This window comes from Rhodococcus oxybenzonivorans (assembly GCF_003130705.1).
Lineage (GTDB): Bacteria > Actinomycetota > Actinomycetes > Mycobacteriales > Mycobacteriaceae > Rhodococcus_F > Rhodococcus_F oxybenzonivorans.
On record NZ_CP021354.1, the window covers coordinates 3,583,795 to 3,609,631 of the forward strand.

Here is a 25,837-nt window from a genome sequence, read left to right on the forward strand (position 1 = left end):
GCCACCCCGAGATCGTCTCCGCAGGAAGACATTACCGCTACGTAATGACACCTGTGGACCTTTCGACCCGGGATCGAAGGGCGGCGCCGAGCACACGGTCAAGATCGCGACGGAGGGTTTCGTGCCGACCGAGGCGAACCTGCTCGAGGAATACCCGAGTTTCGTCGAAATCCTCGACGCCTGTGAGCGGTGGTGCGAGAAGGTCAACGCCCGCCCGCACGGCGCGGTCAGGGCCGCCCCGGCCGCACGATAGGCGACAGAATTCAATCGGCAGCACGTGCTGCCCGGAGACCCGCATCTGGTCGCCCTCGACGAGGGCGCACACCGCTGGCTGACCGACGCCGCCGCGGGCGGCGTCGTCCGGATCCGCCACAAGATGACCGGGGCATTCGAATTCGCCCACATCCTCGGGCGCGGGACGGGTCGATCAGGCATTGGCCGTGGCCGCGGCGGCGGGCCGGTTCGGCGACGAGGACCTCGCTCGATCCCTCGACCACCTTTCCGCCGAACAACCGGACCGGTGGTGGTGGCCGAGACACCACGCCCATGTCATCGTGACCAAGGGCGTTTCACAACGCCTCGACGCCGGACCAACCACACCGGTCACCTCCGGTCTTTACGACCACACATCCGGAATCTTGATGTCGACAGATCCAGAGATCCCATGTCCGTCGGCCCGGACTTCCTCGTCTTCGTTGACGCGCTGTCCAAGTCGACGCGTACCCAAATTCTGCTGAGCTCGAGGTCCGTCCTGGGCTATCCATCCGTGCTGGCAGATTAGATCGGAGTTTCATGACAAATCTCTCGAATCATTTGGTGGCCTGCGCGGATGCTGTCTCGTGTGGCGGTACCCGAGCGCGGGCACTCCCGGCAATGTCGCCGCCGTCACCCGACACAGACCAGCACACCCACGACCGCCACCGCAACCAGCGAAGCGCCGCCGCAGATCAACCACGCCCGCGTCGCCAGCTGCCGCCACCGCTCGCACCGCTCGTCCACGTCCACATCTACGTCCGAGCCGCTCAAATTCGGATCGGACGCTCGGGACGTCGAGAGGCGGCGAACCTTCGCGTCCGCTCGCGCCGCCACACCGAACGCGACGGGCACCATCAACAGTGCAGCCACCAGCAGACCCACCATCGCGCCCATGCCCGTCCCGAACACTGCCGTTCCTCTCATACCCACAGGCGCCGTCACAGGTACCGCGCATTGATCACAGGCCAGGCGGCACCCACAGGCACAACCACGCCGCCCCCGTCAGCTCCATCGCTGCATGGCCGCCGCCCCGCGTCTCACTTCGCAACGCCAGGCATCGGCGGGAGACCATGAAGCGCCGCGGGCTACACGCCGGGCATCGGGAACTTCCACACCGCCACCACAATTGCGCCCATGATGAGTGCGGCGTACAGAACGGTGCCAACCACACCGACCCGCAATGTATTCAGCAGATTCGAGCCCAGGTTCTCGGTGATTCGTGCCATGACATCTCTTCTCTCACGTGCAAATATTCTCGACTGCCACATCGACGGTGGCGTACGGCCTACCAGCTACCTTGGACCGTCTTCGACACCTGCACATCGGCCGAACTACCTACACCCATACCCGAAATCAGGTCTGGAGGTTTGGGTCCCGGTATAGGTTGGCAACCCAACATCCCCGAACGCCAGGCTTCTCCGAAGAATTGAGCTGTGTTATACGTCACACACCGGGGTAGAACCTCGAGGCCAGTCGTTTTCCCGCGGGTTCTCACGAATCGTCGACATCACACTTACCGGTCGGTTTCCGAGGTGCGCCGAAAATAGTGCAATGGCGTAGATCACACTCCCTGGACTTCCGGGCGTCGGCTCTCGAAAATCATTGTTGCGCTGCTCGTTACTACGTGCAGATTGTCCGTGTAGCGCCCCCGCCCGCTGATATACATCGTTGGCGGGGGCTGCGCTTGGCTGCGCCGCCACATCACCCCTTCACCGGGCGATCAGTGGCCCGCCCGCAGTGCGCCAGTGGACGAGGCCGCCGCTCATGTTGACCGCGTCGAACCCGTTCTCGACCAACAAGTTCGCAGCACCGGCCGAGCGGATTCCGCCAGTGCAGAAAGTGATGAGCAGGCGGTCATCAGGGAACTCCAGGCACCGATCGAGGAATTCCTCCAGTGGCGCATGCACGGCGCCGGGGATGTGGACCCGATTCCACTCGAACTGGCACCGGACGTCGACAACGAGCGCGCCATCTTCGACGAGGCGAATCGCCTCCGCGGCGCTGACCGTCGGCGGCCGGTACAGGTAATGTCGAAAACTCATGCGCTGTGAGCCTCTTGTCGCAGGTTGACCATCGTGAGGGGGCCGCTGAGCACGGGCACGAACGCACCGACGCGGGTCCGGGTCGTCAGACCGCGACCGAGAAGTGCCGTGACAGCGACGGCCAGTAGAGCGCACCGTGGATCGGACCGAGGACGCGAGCCAACGTGGCGTCGTGCACGGTGCCGAGGTTGATCAGCAACGCGAGGACACTCACGGTCTCGAGCGCCGAGAGCGCAGCCAGGGCGCGCAACACCCCGGTCATGTGTAACCCGGCCCGGGCCGCACGATCATGAGCACGACGACAACCACCCACAGCAGGTTGAACAGGCCGGTCACCATGCCGAGGCGCCGAAGGCGGCCTCCGTCGCCGGTTGCGGTGAGCGCATGCTGCTGCATTGGGGCGATCTGCAGGGCGAGCAGTCCACCGGCAAGGGCGGTGAGCACCATCGCAACCACCACCCAGACCTCGCTCGTGCGGCCTTGCACGGAAGCGAGGACCAGTCCGACGAGCGGGACCGCGAGCGCCAGGGCCCCGTAGACACGGGTGATCCGGTGCAGCACACGGGCGGCGTCGATGCTCCGCTCGACCTGCGTCGCCCCACTTGCCGGGGCGGTCACCGGCGCGTATCGGGGGAATAGGCTGGTGGTCACCGCGACCGGACCCACGAAGAGGATACCCGCCACGACATGGACGGAAAGCAACAGCGATTCCATAACCTTCAGCCTAACTGAAGGTTGGCGATTGGGTCAGTCGGTGGCCGACATCACCCGCAACATGTGCACCCGCAGGGCCTCGGTCAGCTCGGGATGCTGCGCGGCGAACTCCGCGTCGAGTCGGGCAACCACCTCGGCCGCCCGAGCCAGCAGTGATTCACCCTCCGCCGTGACCCGCAGAGTGGATGCAGCCCCGGCGTGCGCAGTCCCGTCGTCGACCAGCCCGGACTCGACGAACGCCGCGACCGCCGTGTGAGCGCTCTGCACAGTGATGCGGGACCGCCGAGCGAGCTCGCTGAACGAGATACCCGGCGTTCCGCGAATGTGCCCCAACAACCCGTACCTGCGGGTGGTCAACCCGAGCGGCTTCAACCCCTCGGCGAACGCGGCATCCCACACTCGGCCCACCGTCAGCAGCGCGACCGTGGGACTGAAAGGTGGAAGCTCCGACATGGGAGAAGGCTACCCATCGAACTCGATTGCGCTCGGCATGCTCCGTTTCACGCCACGTCGACGAGGTCTTACCGATAATCGCGGTAACGTCTATCCTGTCGAGATGCCCACTCCAACAGTCTTCATCACCGGCGCTGCAGCCGGGATCGGACGTTCCACTGCCCTCGAATTCTCCCGCGCCGGATACCTCGTCGGTGCCTACGACATCGACGCGACGGGCCTCGCCTCGTTGCAGGAGGCGATCACGTCCGCCGGTGGGCGCGTCGTCACTGGAGTTCTGGACGTCACCGACCCCGAGCAGTGGGAGAAGCGCCTGAAAGAGTTCGACGCCGAAGCGGGTGGTCGCCTCGATATCCTCGTCAACAATGCCGGCATTCTGGTCGCGGGCCGTTTCGAGGAAATGCCGCTGGAGTTACACAAGCGGCAAATCGACATCAACGTCAACGGTGTCGTCTACGGAACGCACGCCGCCTTCCCCTACCTGAAGGCAACGCCGGGCGCACAGGTGATCAATCTGTGTTCCGCCTCGGCGATCTACGGTCAACCGGAACTCGCCACCTACGGTGCCACCAAGTTCGCCGTGCGCGGCATCACCGAGGCACTCGACCTCGAATGGGCCGAGTACGACATCTCGGTGAAGGCGATGTGGCCGTTGTTCGTCAACACCGCCATGACTGCAGGCGTATCCACGGGCACCACCAACTCGCTCGGTATCAAACTGAGCGCCGACGACGTGTCAGCGAGCATCTTCAAGGCGACTCGTCCCTCGAAGCGGCCGTACCACAAGGTGCATTTCCCGGTCGGCCTGCAATCGAAAGCGCTGTCGCTCGGATCCCGCTTCTCCCCCGCGTGGCTCACTCGTGAGGTCAACCGCAGACTCAGCCACACCTAGAATCGCGTGCTCGGCGCCGGTTTCCGTTCGACGCGGGAGGTGAACCTCTGCCCGGCCGGAATCCGGCGCGACCACGCGGATCTACCCTACGGAAGTCGGGTAGTGCTACTCATGTCTCGCGCAGAGTCAACCGCCAAACTGGGTTGCATGACTCCGACACCGACACCCAGAACGACGACCGCCTTCTTCGTTCAGGCGGGTATCGCCTTTGCCATCAGTTTCGCGGGATCGCTCATCGGAATCGCCTACCTGCCCATCGATCCGTGGCAGCGTGGCTTTCTCTGCATGACGTTGCTGTTCCTGGTGACGAGTACGTTCACGCTCGCCAAGGTGGTGCGTGATCATCAGGAGGCGTCGACGGTACGCGTTCGCGTGGACGAGGCGCGGCTCGAGAAGTTGATTGCCGAACACGACCCGTTCAAGGCGGTGGCCTGATCGCGCCGAGATACCGTTCACTCACCGCACAACACCGGCCGCGACTCGCTATGCTCCGGCGATGCACTCTGTGAGATCGTCGATCGCCGTACGCTCGGTCGTTTCACTCTGCGCAGTGATCATCAGCGCGGGAGCCCTTCCCGCGCATGTTTCGGCGCAGCCGCCAAGTTCCGTGAGCACAGCATGTGGTGAGGCACTGACGAAGCCGGAGCTCGCGCGGATCATCGAACTCTCCGACCTGTCGACTCTCCCGGACACCCCGTCACTGGAACGCCTCGAGGACGAGGTAACCCGTCACGCGGAGATCACCGCCGTTCTTGTGCGCCATCACGATCGGCGCGGACTGTTCTCCCTCGGACTCGACGCGGTGGAACACTCTGCGGTGATGCCTCTGCAGCGCGACCCCACTGCGTTCGCGGATCGCCGATGGGCACCTGCGATCAGTTCGGATCTGCTGCGCCGGTATCTCCGCAACCTGCATGCCGAGTTCACGGGCACGGCCGTCGAGCCACAGTGGGAGCGGTACTTCTCGCTGTCGAAGCAGTGCTCGCTGAGTCCCGCCCGTGTCGCGATGGTGGGGTACAACGCGCACATCACGATTGATCTGGCACGGGCAGTTGCGTCTTCCGGCACCGCCGCTGATGACATTCCCGACTACTACGAGATCGTCGATTCCATTGCTCGCGACGGCGACACCATCGTCTCCCGTACCCAAGAAATCTACGGTGCCGATCTCGGGCCTCTGTGGCGGTTCTACTTCGTCGGCGAGGGTCTCGATCGCCTGGCCGGATCCGATGTTCCCTCGGATCTTCTCCTACGCGCTGCGGACAGCGGTTACAACACTGTCACTCTCGCCAATGGCTTCGCATTGCAGTCACCCAACTCGGCGACGGTCGCTGAGGCGGAGATGGCGGCGCTGGTACAGGCAACCGACGCCGCACTGGGAGTCCTGTCCGATTTCGGTGGGCTCTAACGCGTAGGGCCCTCCTCACCCCACTGTCGTGAATTCCCCCGCCGCGGACCATCTCTGCCGTTCGGCGGCGAAGGCGACGGTCTGCCCGGCGCGGAATTCCCTGATCGAATCGGTGTGCGCGCTGAGAAACCGCTCATGATCGGCGAGCGAAAATGTGCCGTCGGTGATGTCGATGCCACCCCCGCGCCCTGCCGCGACGTCAGACCGCAGATCCATCAGTTCCTCCGGTTCCACGGGGTACCAGGAGATCCGGTCGAAGAAGCGAAGCAACCATGGAGTTCCGTCCTCGAACGGACCGGACTTCTCGGGGTGGCGGTGGTTCCACACTTGGGTCGTGCGGCCGACGAACTGGTATCCTCCGGGTCCTTCCATTCCGTAGATGCACAGGTACGCCCCGCCGATCCCGACCGCGTTCTCGGGGGTCCAGGTGCGTGCCGGGTTGTACTTCGTTGTCACGAGCCGATGACGCGGGTCGAGGGGAGTCGCCACGGGCGCGCCGAGGTAGACATCGCCGAGACCGAGCACCATGTATTCGGCGCCGAACACGGTGTCGAATACGTCGTCGACACTGCCGAGACCGTTCATGCGGCGGATGAATTCGATGTTCCACGGGCACCAGGGGGCGTCGGCGCGAACTCCGTGCATGTACCGCTGGATTGCTTCCCGGGTCGAGGGGTCGTCCCAGGACAGCGGCATCCGAACGGACCGACTCGGAACGACGAGCTCGTTCGCCGCGGGCAATGCGTCCTCCGCTTCACCGAGCAATCCCATGAGCCTGGGAATGGGCAACACATCCGGATCGACCCGGACTTGCAGCGAACGGATCCCCGGGGTGAGGTCCAGAAGGCCGGCCGGCTTCTCGATCTCGAGCCGCTGATGCAGCGCGTGGGCCCGGGCCCGAAGAGCAAGATCCAGGGTCATGTCACCGTATTCGACCAGGACATTGTCGTCGCCGGATCGACGGTAGGTGACGGCGGTGTCACCGTCGCGGCGGGCGATCACGCCGTCGTCGCCGTCACCGGTAGTGGAGAACACCGAGGAGTGCGCAGCGCGACGGGCAGGACCGAGCGCGCGGGTCGACGCCGCCCTACTTGCTTTGATGGGTACGAATCGCACCGTGTTGCCCGGGGCCAGTTGGCCCAGCTTCCATCGTTCCGCCGCGACCACGGTGACCGGGCAGACGAAACCCCCGAGGCTCGGTCCGTCGGGTCCCAACAGGATCGGGGTGTCCCCGGTGAAGTCGAGTGCGCCGACGGAATACGCGTTGTCGTGAATGTTGGACGGGTGCAGTCCCGCCTCGCCGCCATCGGTCCGGGCCCAGTCGGGTTTCGGACCGTTCAGCCGCACCCCGGTGCGGTCCGAATTGAAATGCACCTCGTAATCGGTTCGGTACAACATGTCGATGTCGGACCGGGTGAAGAATTCGGGAGCGCCGTGTGGCCCTTCGGTGACCGCGATCTCCCAACGTCGGCACATCGCCGGAACATGTTCGGCGGGAATGCCCTTCACGGACCCGTTCACGTCACCGATTGCGAGGATGTCACCCTTTCGCAGAATCCGGCCCTGGTGACCGCCGAATTTGCCGAGGGTGAACGTCGAGGCGCTCCCGAGGTAGTCCTCGACCTCGAGACCGCCCTGCACCAGCACGTAGATGCGCAGTCCGGGACCGGACACGGTACCGACGTCGAGCACTCCCCCAGCCGGTACGTGTATCGGGCGCCATTGCGCCGCCAGGACACCGTCGACGGTGACCGGTGCCGGTGCACCCGTCACACACACCACCGTGTCCTTGTCGAACTGCAGGGCGGGACCTGCCATGGCGCACTCGAGTCCGGCGGCGCCCTCGTCGTTTCCGAGCGCACTGTTGCCGAGCCGGAAGGACAGATCGTCCATGGGGCCCGACGGCGGAACCCCGATGTGCCAGTAGCCGGTCCGGCCCGGAAAGTCCTGCACCGTGGTGAGCATGCCCGGCCGCAGCACGGTGATTTTGCCGGTCATCGTCGGACCCCCGTCGGGCGTGTCACGATCATGCGCACCGGTGTCGGATCGAAACCGTTGCACGGGTTGTTGATCTGCGGGCAATTGGACACCAGAACCAGAACATCTCGTTCCGCGCGCAGTGCGAGCCGCTTGCCGGGGGCCGACAGGCCGTCGACGATTCCCAGTGTCCCGTCCGCCTCGACGGGAACGTTCATGAAAAAGTTGATGTTCGACACGAGGTCGCGCTTGGCTATCCCCCACTTGGAACCCTCGGCGAGAAAGTTCTCCACGCACGCGTGCTGGTGTTTGGTGTGGTGGCCGTAGCGCAGCGTGTTCGATTCTTGCGAGCAGGCTCCGCCGACGGTGTCGTGGGAGCCGACTTCGTCCGCCACCAGGGTCATCAAGGCGTCGTGGTCGTCGGATCTCAGGACACTTCCGGTGGTGAGGAAGAGGTTGCGCTGTGCAGACACGGTCGCGGCCGCCGAGTACCGCTGCCGGTGGTCGTCTGCGGCGTACACGAGGGTGTCCACGGCCTGATTGCCGTACAGGTCGACGATGGTGAGGACGTCACCGGCCTCGACGACGGCGGACCACGGCCCGCGGGCCCCGACTTCTTCGTCCAGGACGACCGTTCCCGGTACCAGGGCGGCGGTGTCGATGCTGGTGGTCATGCCTGCTCCTGCCCCTGCGACTGCGCGGCAGCCCAGATGTCTTCTGTGTTGAGGAATGCCCGCCGGTATTCCGGTTCGGCTGCTGCGGGTTCTTCGATGCGTCTGCCCGACCACGCGAGTACCTCGAGCGCGGTCGTGTCGAAGGTCGGTGACGGGTCCAGCGGGTGAGCGGTATTCGCGATCAGGACGACGAGTGGGAGATGCAGAACCAGTTCGACCACTGCGCCCGGTCCCGCCGAACCGATGCTGTTCAGGGAGCCGTCCGCGCCGACTCGTACTCCGTGGAACAACGACAGTGACGGTGGCAGATCACGTCGGTCGAGCCCGTGTTTCGCAGCGGCCACCGTGAAGAGTTCGCGGCCTGCCGGTGACGGTGAATGCAACGAACCGTCACCGTACTTCGCAGCGTTGGACGCGAGCGACGTAGTGCCGCACAGCGCGTCGTGGTGTCCGGATGTGTCCGCGACGACCGTGGCGAGCAACCTGCCTTGATCCGACAGCAGCGGATGTCCTTCACCGATATATGCCTGCCACGGCACTTTGACCGTGTCGGCGACGTTCAACCGCTCCCACGGCGCGTCTGCGCGGAACAGCAGAAGGTGTGCGCAGGCCAACCCCTCCACATCTCGCAACCGCACACGTGTTCCGCGTTCGAGAACCTTGCTGGTGTATCGGCCGCCTGGAACCGTCTCGGCCCACGTCAGGGCCGCCGGGTCGACATCGGCCGGGGGCGCCGGCCACGCCGATGCCGGGACCACGGGCATCGATCCGGTGATCGCGCCCGCCTGGGCGCGCGCGTGTTCTTTCGCGGCAGTGGTGGTCGAGGTATCCACTGAGGTCATGTCAGGCTCCGATCGTGACGGGGTTGGGGGTGCTGCGGCCGCGCGGGAAGCACAGAATTCCGAGTCCGATCACAGCGGCGACCGTGACGGGTGCGGCCCACCGCAGAAGCGGGTAGGCACCGCTCGGGTCGAAGACCTCGGCTCTCGGCCACGAGAGGTTCACCACCATGAGGGCGCCGTAGCCGACAGCCAGAATGTTCACGGGTAGGCCGAGTCGTCCCAGCGAGAAAAGACTCCGGCCGTCCGCGTCCACCTGCGGACCACCGTGCGGCCAGCCCTTCAGGCGGCGAACCAGGAGGGGCACCGTGACCATCAGATACGCGAGGTAGATCAGGATGATGCAGACACTCGACAAGGTGGCGAAGATCGCGGAGTTTCCGACGTTCACCGCGAGGATCCCAATGCAGACGACACCGATGAGGACGGACGGTGCGATGGGAGTTCCTGTGCGAGCGTTCACCTTCGAGAGCATCTGCGAGGCGGGCAACCGACCGTCGCGGGCCATCGAAAAAACCAACCGCGACGCCGCCGTCTGAATGGCGAGTGTGCAGACAAACACGGCGACCGCGACATCGGCCAGAAGCAATGTGCCCCAGGGCGAACTGAGAATCGACGACAACACGTACGGCAGACCCTCCGCGGCGAGGCGTCCGTCGATCAAGCTCGGAGCCGCCATGAGCGCGCCGATGATCATCAGGCCACCACCGATCGCCGAAACAGACAGCGCCAGCCGGATCGTGCGCGGGGCCACCCGCCGCGGGTTCCGCGTCTCCTCCGCGAGCTCGCCCGCCGAACCGAACCCGACCATCACGTAGGCGGCCATGAGACCGGACACGATCCAGGCCCAGCCGTATCCGGGGTCGGTGCCCGCCGCACCCGTGTCGAATACGACCTGCGGTCCCCGCTGCGCGTGCGTGAAGAACATGCCGACCACAGCGACGACTCCGACGATCTCGCACGTGACACCGATGTTGTTGATGCGCGACATCCAGTTCACACCGATGCAGTTGATGAAAGTGGTGAGTACCAGCAGGACCGATCCGAGCAGGACCGCGTTGGCGGCACCGCTGGCGGACGTCAACGTGCTGTCTTCGCCGATGATCTGGAATCCGCTCCACACGTTCGGAAGCACCACCTGCAGTGCGATCGCCGCGGCCGAGGCTGTGACCATCTGCGCCAGGATCATGAACCATCCGGCGAACCAGCCCACCACCTCCCCGCCCATCCGGCGCGACCACTGGTAGATGGCACCGGAAATGGGATACCGGGCAGCCAATTCGGCGAAGTTGAGCGCCACCATGAACTGACCGGCGAATACTACCGGCCACGTCCAGAAGAACGCCGGTCCGGCGAATCCGAAACCGAGACCGAACAATTGAAAGATCGTCGTGAGGATCGACACGAAGGAGAAGCCGGCCGCGAACGAAGCGAACTTCCCCAGTTTCCGGTGCAGTTGCTGCTCGTAGCCGAATGTACCGAGGTCGCCGGAGTCGTCAATTCTCTCGGCCCCGGTCGGAACAGGAGGTGCAAGTACCGGTGCGGACGGCGCTTGCGCAGTCCTCGTAGGTGTACTCAAGGGCCTTCTCCTTCGGCGAGAGCAATATCTGTCGATCGATAGTTTTCTCTCGCGCCCGACCGGATGGGTGACGCGGACGTATACAGATCGGCCCCCGCCGTAACAGGATCGTTGCGAACGTTTCGGAGGTATGACGAAAGGCTCACGGCGGGTGTCCACGGTGGCGTGGAGAACCGACCTGACATCATGTGTAGGTGAGCACCGGGCCGGGACGACCGCGACTGACCAGTCAACGCAGGCCGGGTCGGACGACGCCCGAGGAGATACTCGACGCCGCCGGAGAGCTGTTCACCACCAAGGGCTTTGCTGCCACCTCCACGCGCGAGATCGCCGACATGGTGGGCATCAGACAGGCATCGCTCTATCACCACTTCGCCAACAAGGAGGAGATCCTGGTGGCGCTTCTCGAGGAAACAGTGTCGCCCGCGCTCGCCGCCGCCCGAGTCCTCGAGAAGGTCGATGCGCCTGCCGTCGTGCGCCTGCACGCACTCGCCACCTATGACGTCACTCAGCTCACCGGCACGCGCTGGAATCTCGGCGCCCTCTACCTCCTGCCCGAGCTACGCACCGAACGCTTCGCCCCGTTCCGGGCGCAACGCACTCTTCTGCGCTCGCACTATCAGCACTGCGCCGAACAGGCGCTCACCGAGATCACGGCCGGCGACACCGAATCAGCACCCGGCCTCACCGATCTCCCTTTTCGCATCGTCGAGAGCGCTATCGCTACCCGGGCGGACGTCGAAAGCGGAGCGGTACCGGCACCGGAGAACACCGATGCCGCCGCCCTCCTCGCCGACGCCTGCTTGCGCGCACTCGGATGGGCACAGCCCCTCGACGGGATCCGTGCGCAGTCGCGGGTTCTCCTCGACCACACGGCAGGTGGCACCTCCCGCGACCTTCGGCCGCCGACGTCGGATCTGTGAGATAAAGTCTGGCGAACGCTTACTACCTGGGGGGTTATCTTGAGCGATGTCTTCGTCGTCACAGACGGCATTCGGCGTTACGGTGCGACGGCGGCGCAGGCCGCGGAGCAGATCAGTAGTGCTGCAGCGATCGACCTCGGTGCCGACCTCGCCGCGCTGGCGCCGGTGTTCGGCCCGATCGGAGCCGACTTTCTCGCGTCCTTCGCGGTGGCGCAGGGCAACCACGCCAAGTCGGTCGCCGAGCTCGCATCCCACTACGCTCACACCGCTGTCGCGTCCGGGGCCACCGCAGACTCCTACGATTTCGTCGACGACGCCAACGGCGGCGCCCTCGGAGACATCGGCGGGGCCATCGGAGACCTCGCATGACGTCTCCCGAGCCCGCCGGCGACATCGCGCACCCGTCGATTCTGGATCTGCTGCAGGGTTCCGCGTTCGGTGAGGCGGTGAACACGCCTCTGCCGAGCACGCCGCTCGAGGCGCTGCAGAGTTCGCCGCTCGGCCCGCTACTCGACACCCCGATCGGCGTGCCGGCGCTGCCCGAACTCCCACCGTTGCCTGCTCTTCCGCCGTTGCCTGCTCTTCCGCCGTTGCCGCCCAATCCGGTGGAGGCCCTCCTCCAGGGACAAGGCCTGCCCGGACTGCCGGGAATCGACGAGTTGTTCAAGCCACTCACCGACCTCGCGGGCACGTTCGGTACCGGGACGTTCGGCTCCGTCGATCCGACATCGGTGCTCGACATGTCCTCCGGACTGATCGACCAGGCCATTTCGCTCAGCATGTCGGGACTGAAGGCGCTCGATCAGATCTGGCAGAGCCAGGCGGCGCAGGCCGCGCAGGTCCAAGGACAGCAGGCTCAGGTAAGCGGCGCAGAGCTGAGCGAGCGTGGCACGCAGATTTCCGGGACCACCCAGACCGCCGCTGCGTCGGTGGCCCGTGGCAACGCCAATCTGATGACCATCTCCGAATCATTCGCCTCCACTGCGGTCGCTGCAGCCCCGATGGTGATGACGCCGCCCGGGCAGGCGATGCTTCTCGCGTCGGCCGCCGAACACATCAAGGCCGCGATCGGAGTGGTCACGCAGACACGAACCGAGCTGAACGAGCAGACCCTCACCATGAACGGCCTCGCGGCACCGGTGCCCGTGCCGCCGCCGCCGCCCGGACCGTCCGCCGCAGCGGCGACGTCGCCGTTTGCCGTCGCGGGCACCGTGCTCGAGAGCGTCGGTACCCCGTTGGTCTCCACAGTTACCGACAGCCTCGATCAACTCGTTTCGGCCACGACGCAGGCCGCGAGTGTGTCGCCCAGTGACGTGTCCGCCGACTCCGTCGCGGCCAGGTCCGGCTCGCCCGCGCCGGCCGGTGCAGCGCACGGTGTCCCCGGCTCGGTGGGCATCGCAGGTGGTACCGGAATCGGCATGTACGGCGCCGGCACCGGAACACCTTCTGGGAGCGTCGCTTCCGTGCCGCGCGCACCGGTGGCCGGTTCCGTTCCGCCAAGCGCTGCCGGTGTGGCGACTCCGGCTGCCACGGGCACGCCAGGAGCACTCGGCACGTCGACAACGACCGGAGTGGGAACAGCCGGCGGGCCGATGGGCGCGATGGGTGGCGGCGCAGGAATGGCGGGGGCGGGTCGCGGTGGCGACGAACAGCTCAGCGGCCGCACCACACCCGGCTACCTCGTGAACGCGGGCGACAGCAACGCCTTCGTCGGCGACCTCCCAATGGTGGCTCCGGCCGTCATCGGCGGCGAAGAACTCGACGACGGCCAGATCGACGCCAGGAACTGACAGCCGCAGGTGGGGCGGAGGCACTGCCGCCCCACCTCGGTCTGTCTACTCGACGAGCGCTGCTACTTCGTGATCGGTGAGTGTGGTCATCGGAACTCGTCCGGCTGCACGGACCAACTCCACCGCCCGGAACAACGGGCGCTCGGTCAGCGCGGCGTCGCGCGCCTCGGCACGTAACTGCTCGATGAGCACCGAGGCGATCGCTGCGGCCGGCACCAGTTCGCTCGTGGTCAGTGCGTCGGCCAGCTTCCGCAGCCCCAGCACGTCCAGTTCACGGCCGCCGTCAGTGGTGTACAACGCCAACGGCACCGCGAGAACGCCGTCGGAATCGGTGATGCGGACACTCACTTCGCTGACCCGAGCCGAGCGCACCACCACCTCGGCCGCCACCGCCTTCGTGACATCGACGTGACGGGTTCGCAGCCCTCCGGTCGAAAAAATGACACCGTGTTCCAGCAGGACCTTGCGGCGCAGGGTGACGAGGGCCGACAGGGCGGTAGGGACGGCGATCACACCGCCCACCACCACGGCCAGCCACAACGGAGTGAAGAAGCTCAGCACGGCACCGACGACCACGCCGATCAGTACGGCGATCATCGCGACCCGCCTGAGGCGCGGCGCAATCAGCTCGATGGGGACGAGGTCGAGTGACACCGGCGGATCGTGCTCAGGCGCCAAGGATCGCTCCGACGTGCGCGACGACATCGGTCGCCGAGATCGATTCCTGGTCACCGGTGGCCAAAGTCTTGATCCCGATGGTGCCCTCGGCGATATCGCGGTCACCCAGCACGAGTGCGAGTGCGGCACCGGAACGGTCCGCGGCCTTCATCGCGCCCTTCACGCCACGGTTGCCGTAGGCGAGATCGACCCGAATGCCCTGCGCGCGCAACTGCTGGGCGATCACCACCAGTTTCGCCTTCGCCTCGTCGCCCAGCGGAACCCCGAATACCTCGCAACGGGCGGTCGACCCTGCCGTCTTGCCCTCCGCAGCAAGCGCCAGGACGGTGCGGTCGACGCCGAGCCCGAAACCGATGCCGGACAACGGCTGACCGCCGAGTTGCGCCATCAAGCCGTCGTAGCGTCCGCCGCCGCCGATGCCCGACTGCGCGCCGAGACCGTCGTGCACGAACTCGAACGTGGTCTTCGTGTAGTAGTCGAGGCCGCGAACCATCCGCGGGTTGATGACATACGGCACGCCCAATGCGTCGAGGTGGGCAAGGACCTCGTCGAAATGCGCCTTCGCGGTATCCGAGAGGTGGTCGAGCATGAGCGGCGCATCCGCGGTCATCTCCCGCACCTCCTTGCGCTTGTCATCGAGAACTCGCAGGGGGTTGATCTCGGCGCGGCGACGCGTCTCCTCGTCGAGAGGAAGGCGGAAGAGGAACTCCTGCAGACGTTCCCGGTACTGGGGCCGGCAGGTGTCGTCACCGAGTGACGTGATTTCCAGCCGGAAGCCCTCGAGCCCGAGACCCCGGAACCCGGCGTCGGCAACTGCGATGACCTCGGCGTCCAGGGCCGGGTCGTCGACACCGATGGCCTCGACCCCGACCTGCTGCAGCTGTCGGTAACGTCCCGCCTGGGGACGCTCGTAGCGGAAGAACGGACCGGCATAGCTCAACTTGACCGGCAACTGGCCCCGGTCGAGACCGTGCTCGATCACAGCGCGCATCACGCCCGCGGTCCCCTCGGGGCGCAGGGTCACCGATCGATCACCCCGGTCCGCGAAGGTGTACATCTCCTTGCTGACGACGTCCGTCGATTCACCGACACCTCGCGCGAACAGTCCGGTGTCCTCGAAGATGGGAAGCTCGATGTGCCCGTAGCCGGCCAGTCGCGCAGCGCGGGTGAGCCCGTCGCGGACCGCGACGAATTCGGCGGACTGCGGCGGGACGTAGTCGGGAACGCCCTTGGGGGCGGAGAAGGTGCTGGCTTTACTCACTGTCGCTACTTTTCCTTACTTCGATCCCGGGAGTCCAACGAGGAACGGGTTGGATGCGCGCTCGGCCCCGATGGAACTCGATCCGCCGTGCCCGGGCAGCACCGCCGTGTCGTCGGCGAGGACCAGAAGCTTGTCGGCGATCGACTGCAACAACTGTTCGTGGTTGCCACCGGGCAGGTCACTGCGCCCGATCGATCCCTGGAAGAGGGTGTCCCCGGTGAGTGCGAGCACGACCCCACCGGTCTCCTGCTCGACCCGGGTCCGGAAGACCACGGAACCCTGTGTGTGCCCCGGAGTGTGATCGACGACGAACGAGATGCCCGCCTGCTCGATTCGATCGCCGTCCGACAGTTCGATCACCTCGCTCGGCTCCACGAAATCCATCCCCTCGATGAACGGTTTCATCGTCGGCCCGATGCCCCGTCCGGGGTCGGACAACATGTACCGGTCCTCGGGATGGATGTACGCGGGGATGCCGAACTTGTCGCACACCTCATGAGCGTTCCAGACATGGTCGAGGTGACCGTGTGTGAGCAGCACCGCCGTCGGTGTGAGATTCGACTGGGCGAGAAAGTCGATCAGCGGGCCGGCAGCATCCTGACCGGGGTCGACGACGACGCACTCGCGGGCATCGTCCTGGGCGAGGATGTAGCAGTTGGTCTGGAACATCCCGGCCGGAAATCCTGTGACGAGCACGCGCGACGCTCCTGTTCGAGTGATCATTGCAGTCGCTACAGCCTAAGCTGCCGCCCCGCCAGCTCGTTCTCAGGTTCGGATGGCAGACTCTGAAGGTCGTGTGCCGGGGGTAGATCACACCGACCAACTGCTATATCGACCGACTGCCAGAGAAGACCGATACGGGAGGACCACCGCAGTGCCGAGCAACGAGCAGCGCCGGGAAGCAGCGAAACGAAAGCTCGAGCGTCAACTCGAGCGCCGCGCGAACAGAGCACGCAAGCGCAAGCAGCTGACCATTGCCGGTTCGGTGCTGGGTGTAGTGCTCGTCGTGGCGGCCGGCGCAGTGGTCTTCGCCCTCACCAACGGTGACGACGACACGACCGAAGCCTCCGCCGACTCGGTGTCCGCCTCGCCCCAGTCGCCCGGTGTCATGCCCGCAGGACGCGCCGAGCCGCTCCCCGAGAAGGTGTCGTGCACCTACACCCCGGACGGTCAGCCGCCGGCCAGGCAGGTGAACCCGCCGCGCACCGAGGACATCGACACCACGGTCAGCGAGGTCAGCGTCAGCGTGGAGACCACCCAGGGCAATATCGGACTGACGCTGGACAACGCCGACTCCCCCTGCACGGTCAACAACTTCCTCAGCCTCGCGAGCCAGAACTACTTCGACAACACGCCGTGCCACCGGCTCGTCACTTCCGAAGGCCTCAAGGTGCTGCAGTGTGGTGACCCGACCGGTTCCGGTACCGGTGGACCCGGTTACGGCTTCACGAACGAATTCCCCACCGACCAGTACCCCGCCGACGATCCGTCGCTGCAGGTTCCCGTCACGTACCCGCGCGGAACCATCGCGATGGCCAACAGCGGCCGGCCCGGCAGCAACGGCAGCCAGTTCTTCCTCGTCTACGCCGATTCCCAGCTGCCTCCGCAGTACACCGCTTTCGGAACCATCGACGAGACCGGCCTCGCCACCATCGAGAAGGTCGCGGCCGCCGGTGACGATGCCTCGATGCAGGCGGGCGGCGGCAAGCCGAACCTGCCGATCGACATCAAGTCCGTCCGGATGGACTGAGGCCGCCACATGTGAGGATGGACCGATGAAACGCACCTCGATTCTCGTCGCAGGCGTGGGCCTCGCGGTCCTCCTCGCCGGTTGTTCGGACTCGTCCGACTCGGGCGGTTCGGCAACCGGCACCTCCTCGAAGGCATCCCCCACGAGCGCCGCGGCGCAGTCGCTCGACCTCTCCCGATTCGGCACGTTGCCGCCGGTCCCGGTCCCCGTCGCGCCAACCGTCGATTGTTCGTACCCGGCGGGTCGACCACCCGCCAAGGACGTCACCGCCCCGTCCGCCACCGGTGTGTCCACCGCAGGCACCGTCGCGGTGAACCTCACCACCAGCGCCGGCCCCATCGGACTGACCCTCGATCGGGCCGAGGCACCGTGCACGGTGAACAGCTTCGTGAGCCTCGCCGAGCAGGGATACTTCGACGACACTCCATGCCATCGCTTGACGACGGAACAAGGCTTGCAGGTCCTGCAATGTGGTGATCCGAGCGGCGTCGGCACGGGTGGTCCCGGCTACGGGTTCGACACCGAATATCCCGAAACGGCGTTCGCGGCGAACGATCCGGCGCTGGCCGAGCCGGTGGTCTACCCCCGCGGCACTGTCGCGATGGCGAACAGCGGACAGCCGGGTAGCAACGGCAGCCAGTTCTTCCTCGTCTACGCCGACTCGGTGCTCCCGCCCAATTACACCGTGTTCGGTTCGATCTCCGAGGAGGGCCTCGCAACGGTCGAGAAGGTGGCGGCCGACGGCGACGACGGCTCCATGTCCGCGGGCGGCGGCAAGCCGAACACCCCGGTTCAGATCGAGACGGCAAAGGTCGGCTGACCGCCCGACCTTCCCGGCGCCCGGTCCCGTACCCAGTCACGCACGAACGGGACGTTCGTTCGGTTAGACCGAACCGAACGTCCCGTTCGTGCATGTTGGACAGGGCGGAGCTGTCAGGCGGCGGAGGTCACCCGGTAGACGTCGTAGACGCCCTCCACGTTCCGGACGACGTTCAGCACGTGGCCGAGATGCTTCGGGTCGCCCATCTCGAAGGTGAATTTGCTGATGGCCACCCGGTCACCCGACGTCGTCACCGACGCCGACAGGATGTTCACCTTCTCGTCTGCGAGTGCCTTGGTGACGTCGGAGAGCAGCCGGTGCCGATCGAGGGCCTCGATCTGGATGGCAACGAGGAATACCGAGGACGGTGACGGCGCCCACTGGACCTCGATGATGCGCTCGGACTGCTCCTGGAGAGACCCGGCGTTGGTGCAGTCGGTCCGGTGCACGCTGACCGCGCCGCCCCGGGTGACGAAGCCCATGATCTCGTCGCCCGGAACCGGGGTACAGCATTTGGCGAGCTTCGCGACGGTTCCTTCCGCTCCCGGAACCAGGACACCGGCGTCGCCGGTACTGCGCGGGCGCATCGGCATGGTGGACGGCGTGGCCCGCTCGGCCAGCTCCTCCTCCACGTCTCCGACACCACCGAGGTGGGCCACCAGTCGCTGCACCACATGCTGCGCAGACACGTGGCTCTCCCCGACCGCGGTGTACAGCATCGACACGTCCGTGTAGTGGAGTTCGTGTGCGATAGCTGCCATCGATTCGGCGTTCATCAGTCGCTGCAGCGGGAGACCGACGCGTCGCACTTCCTTCGCGATCGCGTCCTTACCGTTCTCGAGCGCCTCCTCCCGGCGCTCCTTGGCGAACCACTGCCGAATCTTCGTCTTCGCCCGAGGGGACACAACGAACGACTGCCAGTCGCGGCTGGGGCCCGCATTGACCGCCTTGGAGGTGAAGACCTCCACCACTTCTCCGTTGTCGAGGGTGCGCTCGAGCGCGACCAGCCGCCCGTTGACCCGGGCGCCGATACAGCGATGCCCGACCTCGGTATGGACGGCGTAGGCGAAGTCGACGGGCGTCGACCCTGCGGGCAACGTGACCACGTCCCCCTTCGGGGTGAACACGAAGATCTCCTTGACCGCAAGGTCGTAGCGGAGAGACTCGAGGAACTCGCCCGGATCGGCGGCCTCACGCTGCCAGTCGAGGAGCTGCCGCATCCACGCCATGTCGTCGACCTCGGCGACGTCGCCGGAATGCTTGCCCTTGGTCTCCTTGTACCGCCAGTGCGCTGCGATCCCGAATTCGGCGGTCCGGTGCATGTCGTGGGTGCGGATCTGCACCTCGAGTGGCTTGCCCTCGGGTCCGACCACGGTGGTGTGCAGCGACTGGTAGACGCCGTAGCGGGGTTGCGCGATGTAGTCCTTGAACCGGCCTGCCATAGGCTGCCACAACGAATGCACCACACCGACTGCCGCATAGCAGTCGCGGACCTCGTCGCAGAGGATCCGCACACCGACCAGGTCGTGGATGTCGTCGAAGTCGCGCCCCTTGACGATCATCTTCTGATAGATCGACCAGTAGTGCTTGGGTCGGCCTTCGACCACCGCGTTGATGCGCGACGCCGTCAGGGTGGCGTTGATCTCCGCGCGAACCTTGGCGAGGTACGTATCCCGCGACGGCGCCCGGTCGGCGACCAGCCGCACAATCTCGTCGTACTTCTTGGGATGCAAAATCGCGAACGACAGGTCCTCGAGCTCCCACTTGACGGTCGCCATTCCCAGCCGGTGCGCCAGCGGGGCAATCACCTCGAGAGTCTCACGTGCCTTGCGGGCCTGCTTCTCGGGCGGCAGGAACCGCATGGTCCGCATGTTGTGCAGGCGGTCCGCCACCTTGATCACCAGTACGCGGGGGTCGCGCGCCATCGCGATGATCATCTTGCGGATGGTTTCGCCCTCGGCCGCGTTACCCAGAACGACCTTGTCGAGTTTGGTGACGCCGTCGACGAGGTGCGCCACTTCGTCGCCGAACTCCTCGGTCAGCTGAGCGAGCGAATACCCGGTGTCCTCGACGGTGTCGTGCAGCAACGCCGCGACCAGAGTTGTCGTATCCATGCCGAGCTCGGCGAGGATGCTCGCGACGGCGAGTGGATGGGTGATGTACGGATCACCGGATTTGCGCTTCTGACTGGCGTGCTTTTCCTCGGCGACGTCGTACGCGCGCTGGAGGAGGGCCAGATCGGCCTTGGGATAGAGCTCGCGATGCAGACTGACGAGGGGCTCGAGAACCGGCCGGATGGTCGCGTTCCGTTGCCCCGTGATACGCCTGGCGAGTCGCGCTCGTACCCGGCGCGATGCAGACGCCGGAACGGCGAATCCCTGCGCTCCGCGGCTGTTGCCGGAAGCGGGATCCGCTACAGGTGACTCGGCATCGGACTGTGCAGACGAAGGGGATTTCGCGTTCTGCGACCGATCGAGATTCGAAGTCATGCCGTCACCTCCTACCACTGGTTAGCTGGGCCTTTCGGCACCACCAGGCACAACTTTAGTACTCAGACCGTGACGAGGGACGTGAGCGGGTACTTTCCGAGCCGCGTCCTGCCACCGAGCGCCGCGATCTCGAGAACCACCGCCACACCGATCACTACGGCACCTGCCGATTCGAGGAGGCGAGCGGTGGCCTCGATCGTCCCACCGGTGGCCAGGACATCGTCGACGACAAGCACCGAGCGGCCGTCCAATCCGAGGGAGTCGGCAGGGATTTCGAGCGTCGCCGTACCGTATTCGAGGGTGTACGACTGTGCGAGCACCGGCGGCGGAAGCTTGCCTGCCTTACGCACCGCCACCACGCCGGAGCCGAGCTCCCGTGCGACCCCGCCACCGAGAAGAAATCCTCGCGCGTCGACGGCGGCGATCACCTCCGCATCCGGCGCGCATGCGGCCAGCGCATCGACCACGACGCGGAATCCGGTGGCATCGGAGAAGACGGGCGTGAGGTCCGCGAACCGCACCCCAGGCTCGGGAAAGTCGTCCGCCCACCGGGTGAGCCGGGTGACGACGTCATGTGCGGAAGAAGTGTCGGTCACCGCCGCAGAACCCACCTGTCCATATTCCATCCGGCGCCGGAACGCGTCGGATTGACCGCTCCGGCCTCCAGACCCGTCGCGAACCCGACGGTGCGAGGCTGATTGAACAACGGCACGGTGGGCACCTCCGACCACAGGATGTTCTCGGCCTCGGTGGACAAGGACAGCTGTGTTGCGGTGGAGCTGTCGACCGCGAGCTGATCGACGATCTGATCCACCCGGCCGTTGGCATAGTCCCCGAAGTTGTTTCTGCTACCGCCGCGAAGTGCGTACATCGCGGTAGTCGGCGCCGCAGTCCCGGCCGCGCCCGGAGCGGACGCCGTTCCCGCGAGCAGCGCGTCCACCTGTCCGTCTCGCAGCATCGACGGAGTGAACTCTTCAGACCCGGCGTCCTGCACGGTAATTCCGGCCGGGGCGCACGCCGCGGCCACGGCAGCCACGATCGCGGCACGGCGCGGATCGGGTCCCAGGTATCCGATCCGCACGGTGGCCGCGGTGTTGTCGGTCTCGGCCAGCGCCGCAGTGGCTGCGGTCGTATCCGGCGTCTCGTACCGGCCACCGGCGGTTGCCGCAACCGACTCATACACGAGGCTGTCGGGTGCCGTGAACCGGGTGTCGACGGAGGCCGCGGCGGCACCGTCCTCCGCGGCCGTTCCGAATTGCGCGGCCAACTCCTCGCGGGGCAGGCAGGAGGCGAAGGCGCGGCGCCCGGCCGGGGTCTCGAACAGCCCCGACGTGGCCAGCACGAACTGCTCGACGCTGCGCGAGGGCACGTCTGTCACGTCGAAGCCGCCGAGTTCGATGTCCGGGACCGATCCCGTGGCCACGTCGACCACCTCGACGGACTCGTCTGCGATGCGCACCGCCAGATCGCTCGCTTTGGGCCACACGACGATTCGGGAGGTGGCGGGACGATTGCCCCACCAGCGGTCGTTCTCCACCAGCACCAGACCTTCGTCCGCGGAAAACGATTCGACCTTGTAAGGACCGGACGCGGGGAAGAGGGCGAGATCGAGTTCGCCGGGCGTCATCGTCCATCCGTCGTTCCAGAAGTCTGCGATCCGGGCGAGCGCCTCGTTGTCCGAATTCTGAACGGCGGCAACAAGGTCGGGAACACCGGCGGCGCGGGCGACCACATGGGCGGGCATCATCGACGTCGCCCCGAACAGCGACCGCCAATCCGTGAAGTTTCGCCCCGCCTTGAAGGTCACCGTGGCTTCCTTTGCCCCGGTCTGGCAGTCGACACGGTCGATGTCCGAGTAGCCGGCGGTACTGGCCGCATCGAACAGCGGAACCGTTGCCTCGCCGGGTCGGGTGAACCGCCCGCTGTTCGCTGCCCAGGTGAGCACGAGATCATCGCAGGACATCGGAACTCCGTCGGAATACACCGAATTGGGGTTCAGCTTGTACTGCACCGTCAGCGCGTCCCCCGGCACGGCGTTGGCCGTGCCGATGTCGGTGTCGGCCACTGGCCCACCCTCCGGCCCGGTATAGCTGAATCCGGGAAGCACGCGGGCGAACGCCTGCCGTGCCCCCGACACCGAGCCGGCCACGGTCCCGGCGTTGTAGGTGGTGACGGTGCTGTCGATCGCGTACCCGATGGACGGGATCTGCTCCCCCTCGTCGGAGCATCCGACGAGCGTGCCCGCGAGCACGACGGTGGCGAGCAGACCGGCGCCCGACACCGCCGCAGCGCGGTGGTGTCGGGTTCGAACTCGGGCCGATGCGCGCATGTCAGTGCCTCTTCTTGTGGCGCTTCCCGGTGGGACGCGTTCCGGGCCGGGGCGCACCGCCGGCGGCACGCCGCGGCGCGGCCCCCGCCGTTGCCCCGGCGCTCACTCCGGTCGCGGACGTTGCGGCGGCGGCCGCCTTCACCGACCCGCCCTCCGCGAGCGCTGCTCGGCGAGCGAGCACCTTACGTGTGTGTGCTGCCACGGGACCCCACCGCTCCTTGAGTGACACCAGCAACGGCGTCGCGAAGAAGATCGACGAATACGCGCCGACGACGATGCCGACGAGCTGAACCAACGCTAGATCCTTGAGGGTGCCCACACCAAGCATCCACACCGCGATCACCATCAGCGCGAGAACCGGCAGGATGCCGATCAGCGTCGTATTGATCGACCGCATCAGTGTCTGGTTGACCGCCAGGTTCGCTTGCTCCGCGTACGTGCGGCGGGTCAGGTGCAAAATGCCACGGGTGTTCTCGTCCACCTTGTCGAACACCACCACGGAGTCGTAGAGCGAGAAGCCGAGGATGGTGAGCAGGCCGATGACCGTCGCGGGCGTGACCTCGAAACCGACCAGCGAATACACACCGGCCGTCACGGTGATGTCGAAGAACAGGGCGATTATCGCGGCGATCGCCATGTCCCGTTCGAATCGGACGGCGATGTACACGCTGACGAGCACGAGGAACACCAGCAGCGCGATCAACGCCTTCTTGGTGATTTGACCTCCCCACGTCTCGCTGACGTCCGCGACGCTGATGGTGTTCTTACTCACCGCGCCGTTGCTGTCCTTGGGCTGGAACTGCTCGTACAACGCATCCTGGAGTGTGGCCACCTGAGCCGCATCGAGCGCCTCGGACCGGATCTGCACGGTTGCACTCGATCCCGACCCCACCGTTTGCACGGTGACGGCATCCATTCCGAGTGCGTCGCTGTAGACCTGTTCCACCTGCGCGGTGTCGACGCCGTCGCCCACGGGGAACTGGATACGCGAGCCTCCCTCGAAGTCGATACCGAGGGTGAACCCTCGGACGAGAATGCTCAGCAGGGAGACGAGCACGATCACACCCGTCAGGATGTAGTAGAAGCGTCGCCGCCCGATAATCTCGAATGCGCCGGTTCCGGTGTAGAGCCGGGAGAGCAGGCTGTGCTTCGGCATGGACGCCTGGTCGACACCCGAATCGGACAGCGAGGATTCGGCGTCCGCCCGGGATACGGCCTGGGAGGTGGTCGATTCGCTCATACTCGTGACTCCTTCGCCGACGCTGCGGCAGCCTTACGTTCCTTGGCGATCTGCTGCACGGCTCCCAGCCCGTTGACGCCCGGCCTGGACCAGAACGGCGACTTCGAGGCCAGGTGGACCAGCGGCCACGTCACCAGGAAGACGACGACGACGTCGAGAATGGTGGTCAGGCCGAGCGTGAACGCGAACCCGCGCACCTGACCGACCGCGAGCACGTAGAGGACCGCGGCGGCGATGAAGCTCACCGCATTTCCCGAGAGAATCGTGCGGCGCGCCCGAGCCCAACCGCGGGGAACCGCCGACCGGAAACTCCGGCCTTCCCTCATCTCGTCCTTGATTCTTTCGAAGAACACCACGAACGAGTCTGCAGTCATACCGATACCGATGATCAGACCGGCGATACCGGCCAGGTCGAGGGTGAAGTTGATGTACCGGCCGAGCAGAACCATGATCGCGTACACCATCACACCCGACAGCACCAGTGACAACGCTGTGAGCACCCCGAGCATGCGGTAGTACAGCAGGCAGTAGAGCAGCACGAGGATCAGACCCACGAGGCCGGCGATCAGACCCGCCTCGAGCGAGGCGAGACCGAGCGTCGCCGACACCGTCTCCGCCTCGGATGCTGCGAACGAGAGGGGCAGCGAGCCGTATTTCAACGTGTTCGCCAGTTCCTTGGCACTGGCCGCCGTGAACGAACCGGTGATCGAGGTGGAGCTGCCGGCGGGTGTGGCGCCCTGGACCACCGGCGCACTGACCACCTTGGAGTCGAGGGTGAAAGCTGCCTGTTTGCCGATGTTCTGCGACGTGAACGCGGCCCAGGTGTTACTGCCCTCCGTCTTGAACGTCAGGCTCACCTCGTGCCGCGACTGCTGGGAGTTGTAGCCGGACGTGGCGTCGGCGATCTCCTGCCCGTCGATAATCGACGGCGCGAGCAAGTACACCGCTTGACCGTCGGTGGAGCACGCCACCAAGGGCAGCGCCGGATCGTCGTTTCCCCGCAGCGGGTCGGGAACCGAGCAATCGAGCGTCGCCATCGCCGCCTGCTGTACTGCGGGGTCCGTACTCTGTCTGCTCGCGCGTGCCGCTGCGATCTCGTCGGCGGCCTCGGCGGTCTCGGACCCGGAGCCGTCGGCCGGGGCGGCCTCGTCGGACGGGGTCGGTTCGGCGGGTGCGGACGGATCCTGGGCCGGGAACGGACGGTTCTGTGGTGCCGGTGCCGGCCCAGGATCCAGTGTCCCGGTGGGCTCGGCCGGGGTTTCGCCGGCGGGAGCCTGCGCGCCGGGGGCAGCCGCCGCCTGCGACGTCTGCACAGGACGCACGTAGAGGCGGGCGGTCTGACCGAGCGAACGCGCCTGAGCACTGTCGTCGCCAGGAACGGTGATCACCAGGTTGTCACCGTCGATGACTACCTCGGAGCCGGAGACTCCCAGCCCGTTCACACGGGTCTCGATGATCTCCTGCGCCTGACGCAGGCTGTCCGGCGTCGGCTTACTGCCATCGGGTGTGCGCGCCGTGAGGGTGACTCGGGTCCCGCCTTGCAGGTCGATGCCCAGCTTGGGTGTCGCGGACTTGTCGCCAGTGAAGAACACCAGGGCATACAGAACCGCTACGAGCGCCGCAAAAACGGTGAGGTAGCGGACGGGATGCACCGATCCTGTGGAAGGTGCCACGATCTCTATGTCTCCTCAGTACATGCAGTTCGAGTGGAACGTTCGGTGGGC

Annotated in this window: 27 protein-coding genes; 9 read left to right on the top strand and 18 right to left on the bottom strand. The window is 66.0% G+C overall.

The window, feature by feature from the left end:
• The first annotated feature begins 121 nt into the window (after positions 1-121).
• Positions 122-253: a hypothetical protein gene (locus CBI38_RS40135; protein WP_257792425.1), complete on the top strand. Its 132-nt coding sequence runs from the start codon at positions 122-124 to the stop codon at positions 251-253.
• 632 nt (positions 254-885) lie between these two features.
• Here CBI38_RS40135 and CBI38_RS16805 read toward each other — a convergent pair.
• The 6 genes from CBI38_RS16805 to CBI38_RS16825 form a co-directional block, all read right to left on the bottom strand.
• Positions 886-1,179, bottom strand: coding sequence for a hypothetical protein (locus tag CBI38_RS16805; RefSeq protein WP_230989868.1), 294 nt, complete (start codon positions 1,177-1,179; stop codon positions 886-888).
• A 161-nt stretch (positions 1,180-1,340) separates the two neighbouring features.
• Entirely contained in the window at positions 1,341-1,481 is a 141-nt protein-coding gene (locus tag CBI38_RS38445) for a hypothetical protein (protein WP_204164761.1), read from the bottom strand.
• 483 nt (positions 1,482-1,964) lie between these two features.
• On the bottom strand, positions 1,965-2,297 hold the full coding sequence (locus CBI38_RS16810) for a rhodanese-like domain-containing protein (RefSeq protein WP_109330518.1): 333 nt from the start codon (positions 2,295-2,297) through the stop codon (positions 1,965-1,967).
• An 85-nt stretch (positions 2,298-2,382) separates the two neighbouring features.
• Complete coding sequence (locus tag CBI38_RS16815; protein WP_230989869.1) at positions 2,383-2,559, bottom strand: hypothetical protein; 177 nt, start codon at positions 2,557-2,559, stop codon at positions 2,383-2,385.
• Complete coding sequence (locus CBI38_RS16820; RefSeq protein WP_109330520.1) at positions 2,556-3,011, bottom strand: hypothetical protein; 456 nt, start codon at positions 3,009-3,011, stop codon at positions 2,556-2,558. The genes CBI38_RS16815 and CBI38_RS16820 overlap by 4 nt, the downstream gene beginning before the upstream one ends.
• Before the next feature lie 33 nt (positions 3,012-3,044).
• The gene (locus CBI38_RS16825) at positions 3,045-3,464 is read right to left on the bottom strand and encodes a MarR family winged helix-turn-helix transcriptional regulator (protein WP_109330522.1); all 420 of its coding nucleotides are present in this window, start codon (positions 3,462-3,464) and stop codon (positions 3,045-3,047) included.
• A 103-nt stretch (positions 3,465-3,567) separates the two neighbouring features.
• On the opposite strand from CBI38_RS16825, the gene CBI38_RS16830 reads away from it, so the two are divergent.
• The 3 genes from CBI38_RS16830 (at position 3,568) to CBI38_RS16840 (ending at position 5,764) form a co-directional block, all read left to right on the top strand.
• Positions 3,568-4,356: an SDR family oxidoreductase gene (locus CBI38_RS16830; protein ID WP_109335147.1), complete on the top strand. Its 789-nt coding sequence runs from the start codon at positions 3,568-3,570 to the stop codon at positions 4,354-4,356.
• 147 nt (positions 4,357-4,503) lie between these two features.
• Positions 4,504-4,791 carry a YiaA/YiaB family inner membrane protein gene (locus CBI38_RS16835; protein ID WP_109335148.1) on the top strand — a complete coding sequence of 96 codons (288 nt, stop codon included), beginning with the start codon at positions 4,504-4,506 and terminating at the stop codon, positions 4,789-4,791.
• Positions 4,792-4,963: 172 nt separating this feature from the next.
• Positions 4,964-5,764: a DUF5995 family protein gene (locus tag CBI38_RS16840; protein ID WP_230989870.1), complete on the top strand. Its 801-nt coding sequence runs from the start codon at positions 4,964-4,966 to the stop codon at positions 5,762-5,764.
• A gap of 15 nt (positions 5,765-5,779) precedes the next feature.
• Here CBI38_RS16840 and CBI38_RS16845 read toward each other — a convergent pair whose 3' ends face one another.
• From CBI38_RS16845 to CBI38_RS16860, 4 genes are read right to left on the bottom strand one after another with little or no spacing between them, the layout of a single operon-like run.
• Positions 5,780-7,762 carry a 5-oxoprolinase/urea amidolyase family protein gene (locus CBI38_RS16845; RefSeq protein ID WP_109330526.1) on the bottom strand — a complete coding sequence of 661 codons (1,983 nt, stop codon included), beginning with the start codon at positions 7,760-7,762 and terminating at the stop codon, positions 5,780-5,782.
• Positions 7,759-8,415: an urea amidolyase associated protein UAAP2 gene (locus tag CBI38_RS16850; protein WP_109330528.1), complete on the bottom strand. Its 657-nt coding sequence runs from the start codon at positions 8,413-8,415 to the stop codon at positions 7,759-7,761. Before CBI38_RS16850 ends, CBI38_RS16845 begins: the two co-directional genes overlap by 4 nt.
• Positions 8,412-9,257 carry an urea amidolyase associated protein UAAP1 gene (locus tag CBI38_RS16855; protein WP_109330530.1) on the bottom strand — a complete coding sequence of 282 codons (846 nt, stop codon included), beginning with the start codon at positions 9,255-9,257 and terminating at the stop codon, positions 8,412-8,414. The genes CBI38_RS16850 and CBI38_RS16855 overlap by 4 nt, the downstream gene beginning before the upstream one ends.
• Before the next feature lies 1 nt (position 9,258).
• Entirely contained in the window at positions 9,259-10,755 is a 1,497-nt protein-coding gene (locus tag CBI38_RS16860; RefSeq protein WP_109335149.1) for an amino acid permease, read from the bottom strand.
• Positions 10,756-11,027: 272 nt separating this feature from the next.
• Here CBI38_RS16860 and CBI38_RS16865 point away from each other — a divergent pair, with 272 nt between their 5' ends.
• From CBI38_RS16865 to CBI38_RS16875, 3 genes are read left to right on the top strand one after another with little or no spacing between them, the layout of a single operon-like run.
• The gene (locus CBI38_RS16865; RefSeq protein ID WP_109330532.1) at positions 11,028-11,756 is read left to right on the top strand and encodes a TetR/AcrR family transcriptional regulator; all 729 of its coding nucleotides are present in this window, start codon (positions 11,028-11,030) and stop codon (positions 11,754-11,756) included.
• A gap of 39 nt (positions 11,757-11,795) precedes the next feature.
• Complete coding sequence (locus tag CBI38_RS16870) at positions 11,796-12,125, top strand: type VII secretion target (RefSeq protein ID WP_109330534.1); 330 nt, start codon at positions 11,796-11,798, stop codon at positions 12,123-12,125.
• Entirely contained in the window at positions 12,122-13,546 is a 1,425-nt protein-coding gene (locus CBI38_RS16875; protein WP_109330536.1) for a hypothetical protein, read from the top strand. Before CBI38_RS16870 ends, CBI38_RS16875 begins: the two co-directional genes overlap by 4 nt.
• A 45-nt stretch (positions 13,547-13,591) precedes the next feature.
• On the opposite strand, the gene CBI38_RS16880 is transcribed toward CBI38_RS16875, so the two are convergent.
• From CBI38_RS16880 to CBI38_RS16890, 3 genes are read right to left on the bottom strand one after another with little or no spacing between them, the layout of a single operon-like run.
• On the bottom strand, positions 13,592-14,251 hold the full coding sequence (locus tag CBI38_RS16880; RefSeq protein WP_109330538.1) for a hypothetical protein: 660 nt from the start codon (positions 14,249-14,251) through the stop codon (positions 13,592-13,594).
• The gene (gene hisS, locus CBI38_RS16885; RefSeq protein WP_109330540.1) at positions 14,214-15,485 is read right to left on the bottom strand and encodes a histidine--tRNA ligase; all 1,272 of its coding nucleotides are present in this window, start codon (positions 15,483-15,485) and stop codon (positions 14,214-14,216) included. The genes CBI38_RS16880 and hisS overlap by 38 nt, the downstream gene beginning before the upstream one ends.
• A 15-nt stretch (positions 15,486-15,500) precedes the next feature.
• Positions 15,501-16,181, bottom strand: a complete 681-nt coding sequence (locus tag CBI38_RS16890; RefSeq protein ID WP_204164762.1) for an MBL fold metallo-hydrolase — start codon at positions 16,179-16,181, stop codon at positions 15,501-15,503.
• A gap of 178 nt (positions 16,182-16,359) precedes the next feature.
• Here CBI38_RS16890 and CBI38_RS16895 point away from each other — a divergent pair, with 178 nt between their 5' ends.
• Together CBI38_RS16895 and CBI38_RS16900 are read left to right on the top strand one after the other, a co-directional pair.
• Positions 16,360-17,235 (top strand): peptidylprolyl isomerase, encoded by an 876-nt coding sequence (locus CBI38_RS16895; RefSeq protein WP_109330544.1) that lies wholly within the window; start codon positions 16,360-16,362, stop codon positions 17,233-17,235.
• A 25-nt stretch (positions 17,236-17,260) separates the two neighbouring features.
• Positions 17,261-18,055 (top strand): peptidylprolyl isomerase, encoded by a 795-nt coding sequence (locus CBI38_RS16900; protein WP_109330546.1) that lies wholly within the window; start codon positions 17,261-17,263, stop codon positions 18,053-18,055.
• 113 nt (positions 18,056-18,168) lie between these two features.
• Here the strand turns inward: CBI38_RS16900 and CBI38_RS16905 are convergent, their stop codons facing one another.
• From CBI38_RS16905 to secD, 5 genes are all read right to left on the bottom strand, one after another.
• Positions 18,169-20,544 (bottom strand): RelA/SpoT family protein, encoded by a 2,376-nt coding sequence (locus CBI38_RS16905; protein ID WP_109330548.1) that lies wholly within the window; start codon positions 20,542-20,544, stop codon positions 18,169-18,171.
• 62 nt (positions 20,545-20,606) lie between these two features.
• Positions 20,607-21,140 carry an adenine phosphoribosyltransferase gene (locus CBI38_RS16910; protein ID WP_204164763.1) on the bottom strand — a complete coding sequence of 178 codons (534 nt, stop codon included), beginning with the start codon at positions 21,138-21,140 and terminating at the stop codon, positions 20,607-20,609.
• Positions 21,137-22,873, bottom strand: coding sequence for an ABC transporter substrate-binding protein (locus CBI38_RS16915; RefSeq protein WP_109330552.1), 1,737 nt, complete (start codon positions 22,871-22,873; stop codon positions 21,137-21,139). Before CBI38_RS16915 ends, CBI38_RS16910 begins: the two co-directional genes overlap by 4 nt.
• Before the next feature lies 1 nt (position 22,874).
• Positions 22,875-24,113 carry a protein translocase subunit SecF gene (gene secF, locus CBI38_RS16920; RefSeq protein ID WP_109330554.1) on the bottom strand — a complete coding sequence of 413 codons (1,239 nt, stop codon included), beginning with the start codon at positions 24,111-24,113 and terminating at the stop codon, positions 22,875-22,877.
• Positions 24,110-25,786: a protein translocase subunit SecD gene (gene secD, locus CBI38_RS16925; RefSeq protein ID WP_109330556.1), complete on the bottom strand. Its 1,677-nt coding sequence runs from the start codon at positions 25,784-25,786 to the stop codon at positions 24,110-24,112. The genes secF and secD overlap by 4 nt, the downstream gene beginning before the upstream one ends.
• Between the last annotated feature and the right edge of the window lie 51 nt (positions 25,787-25,837).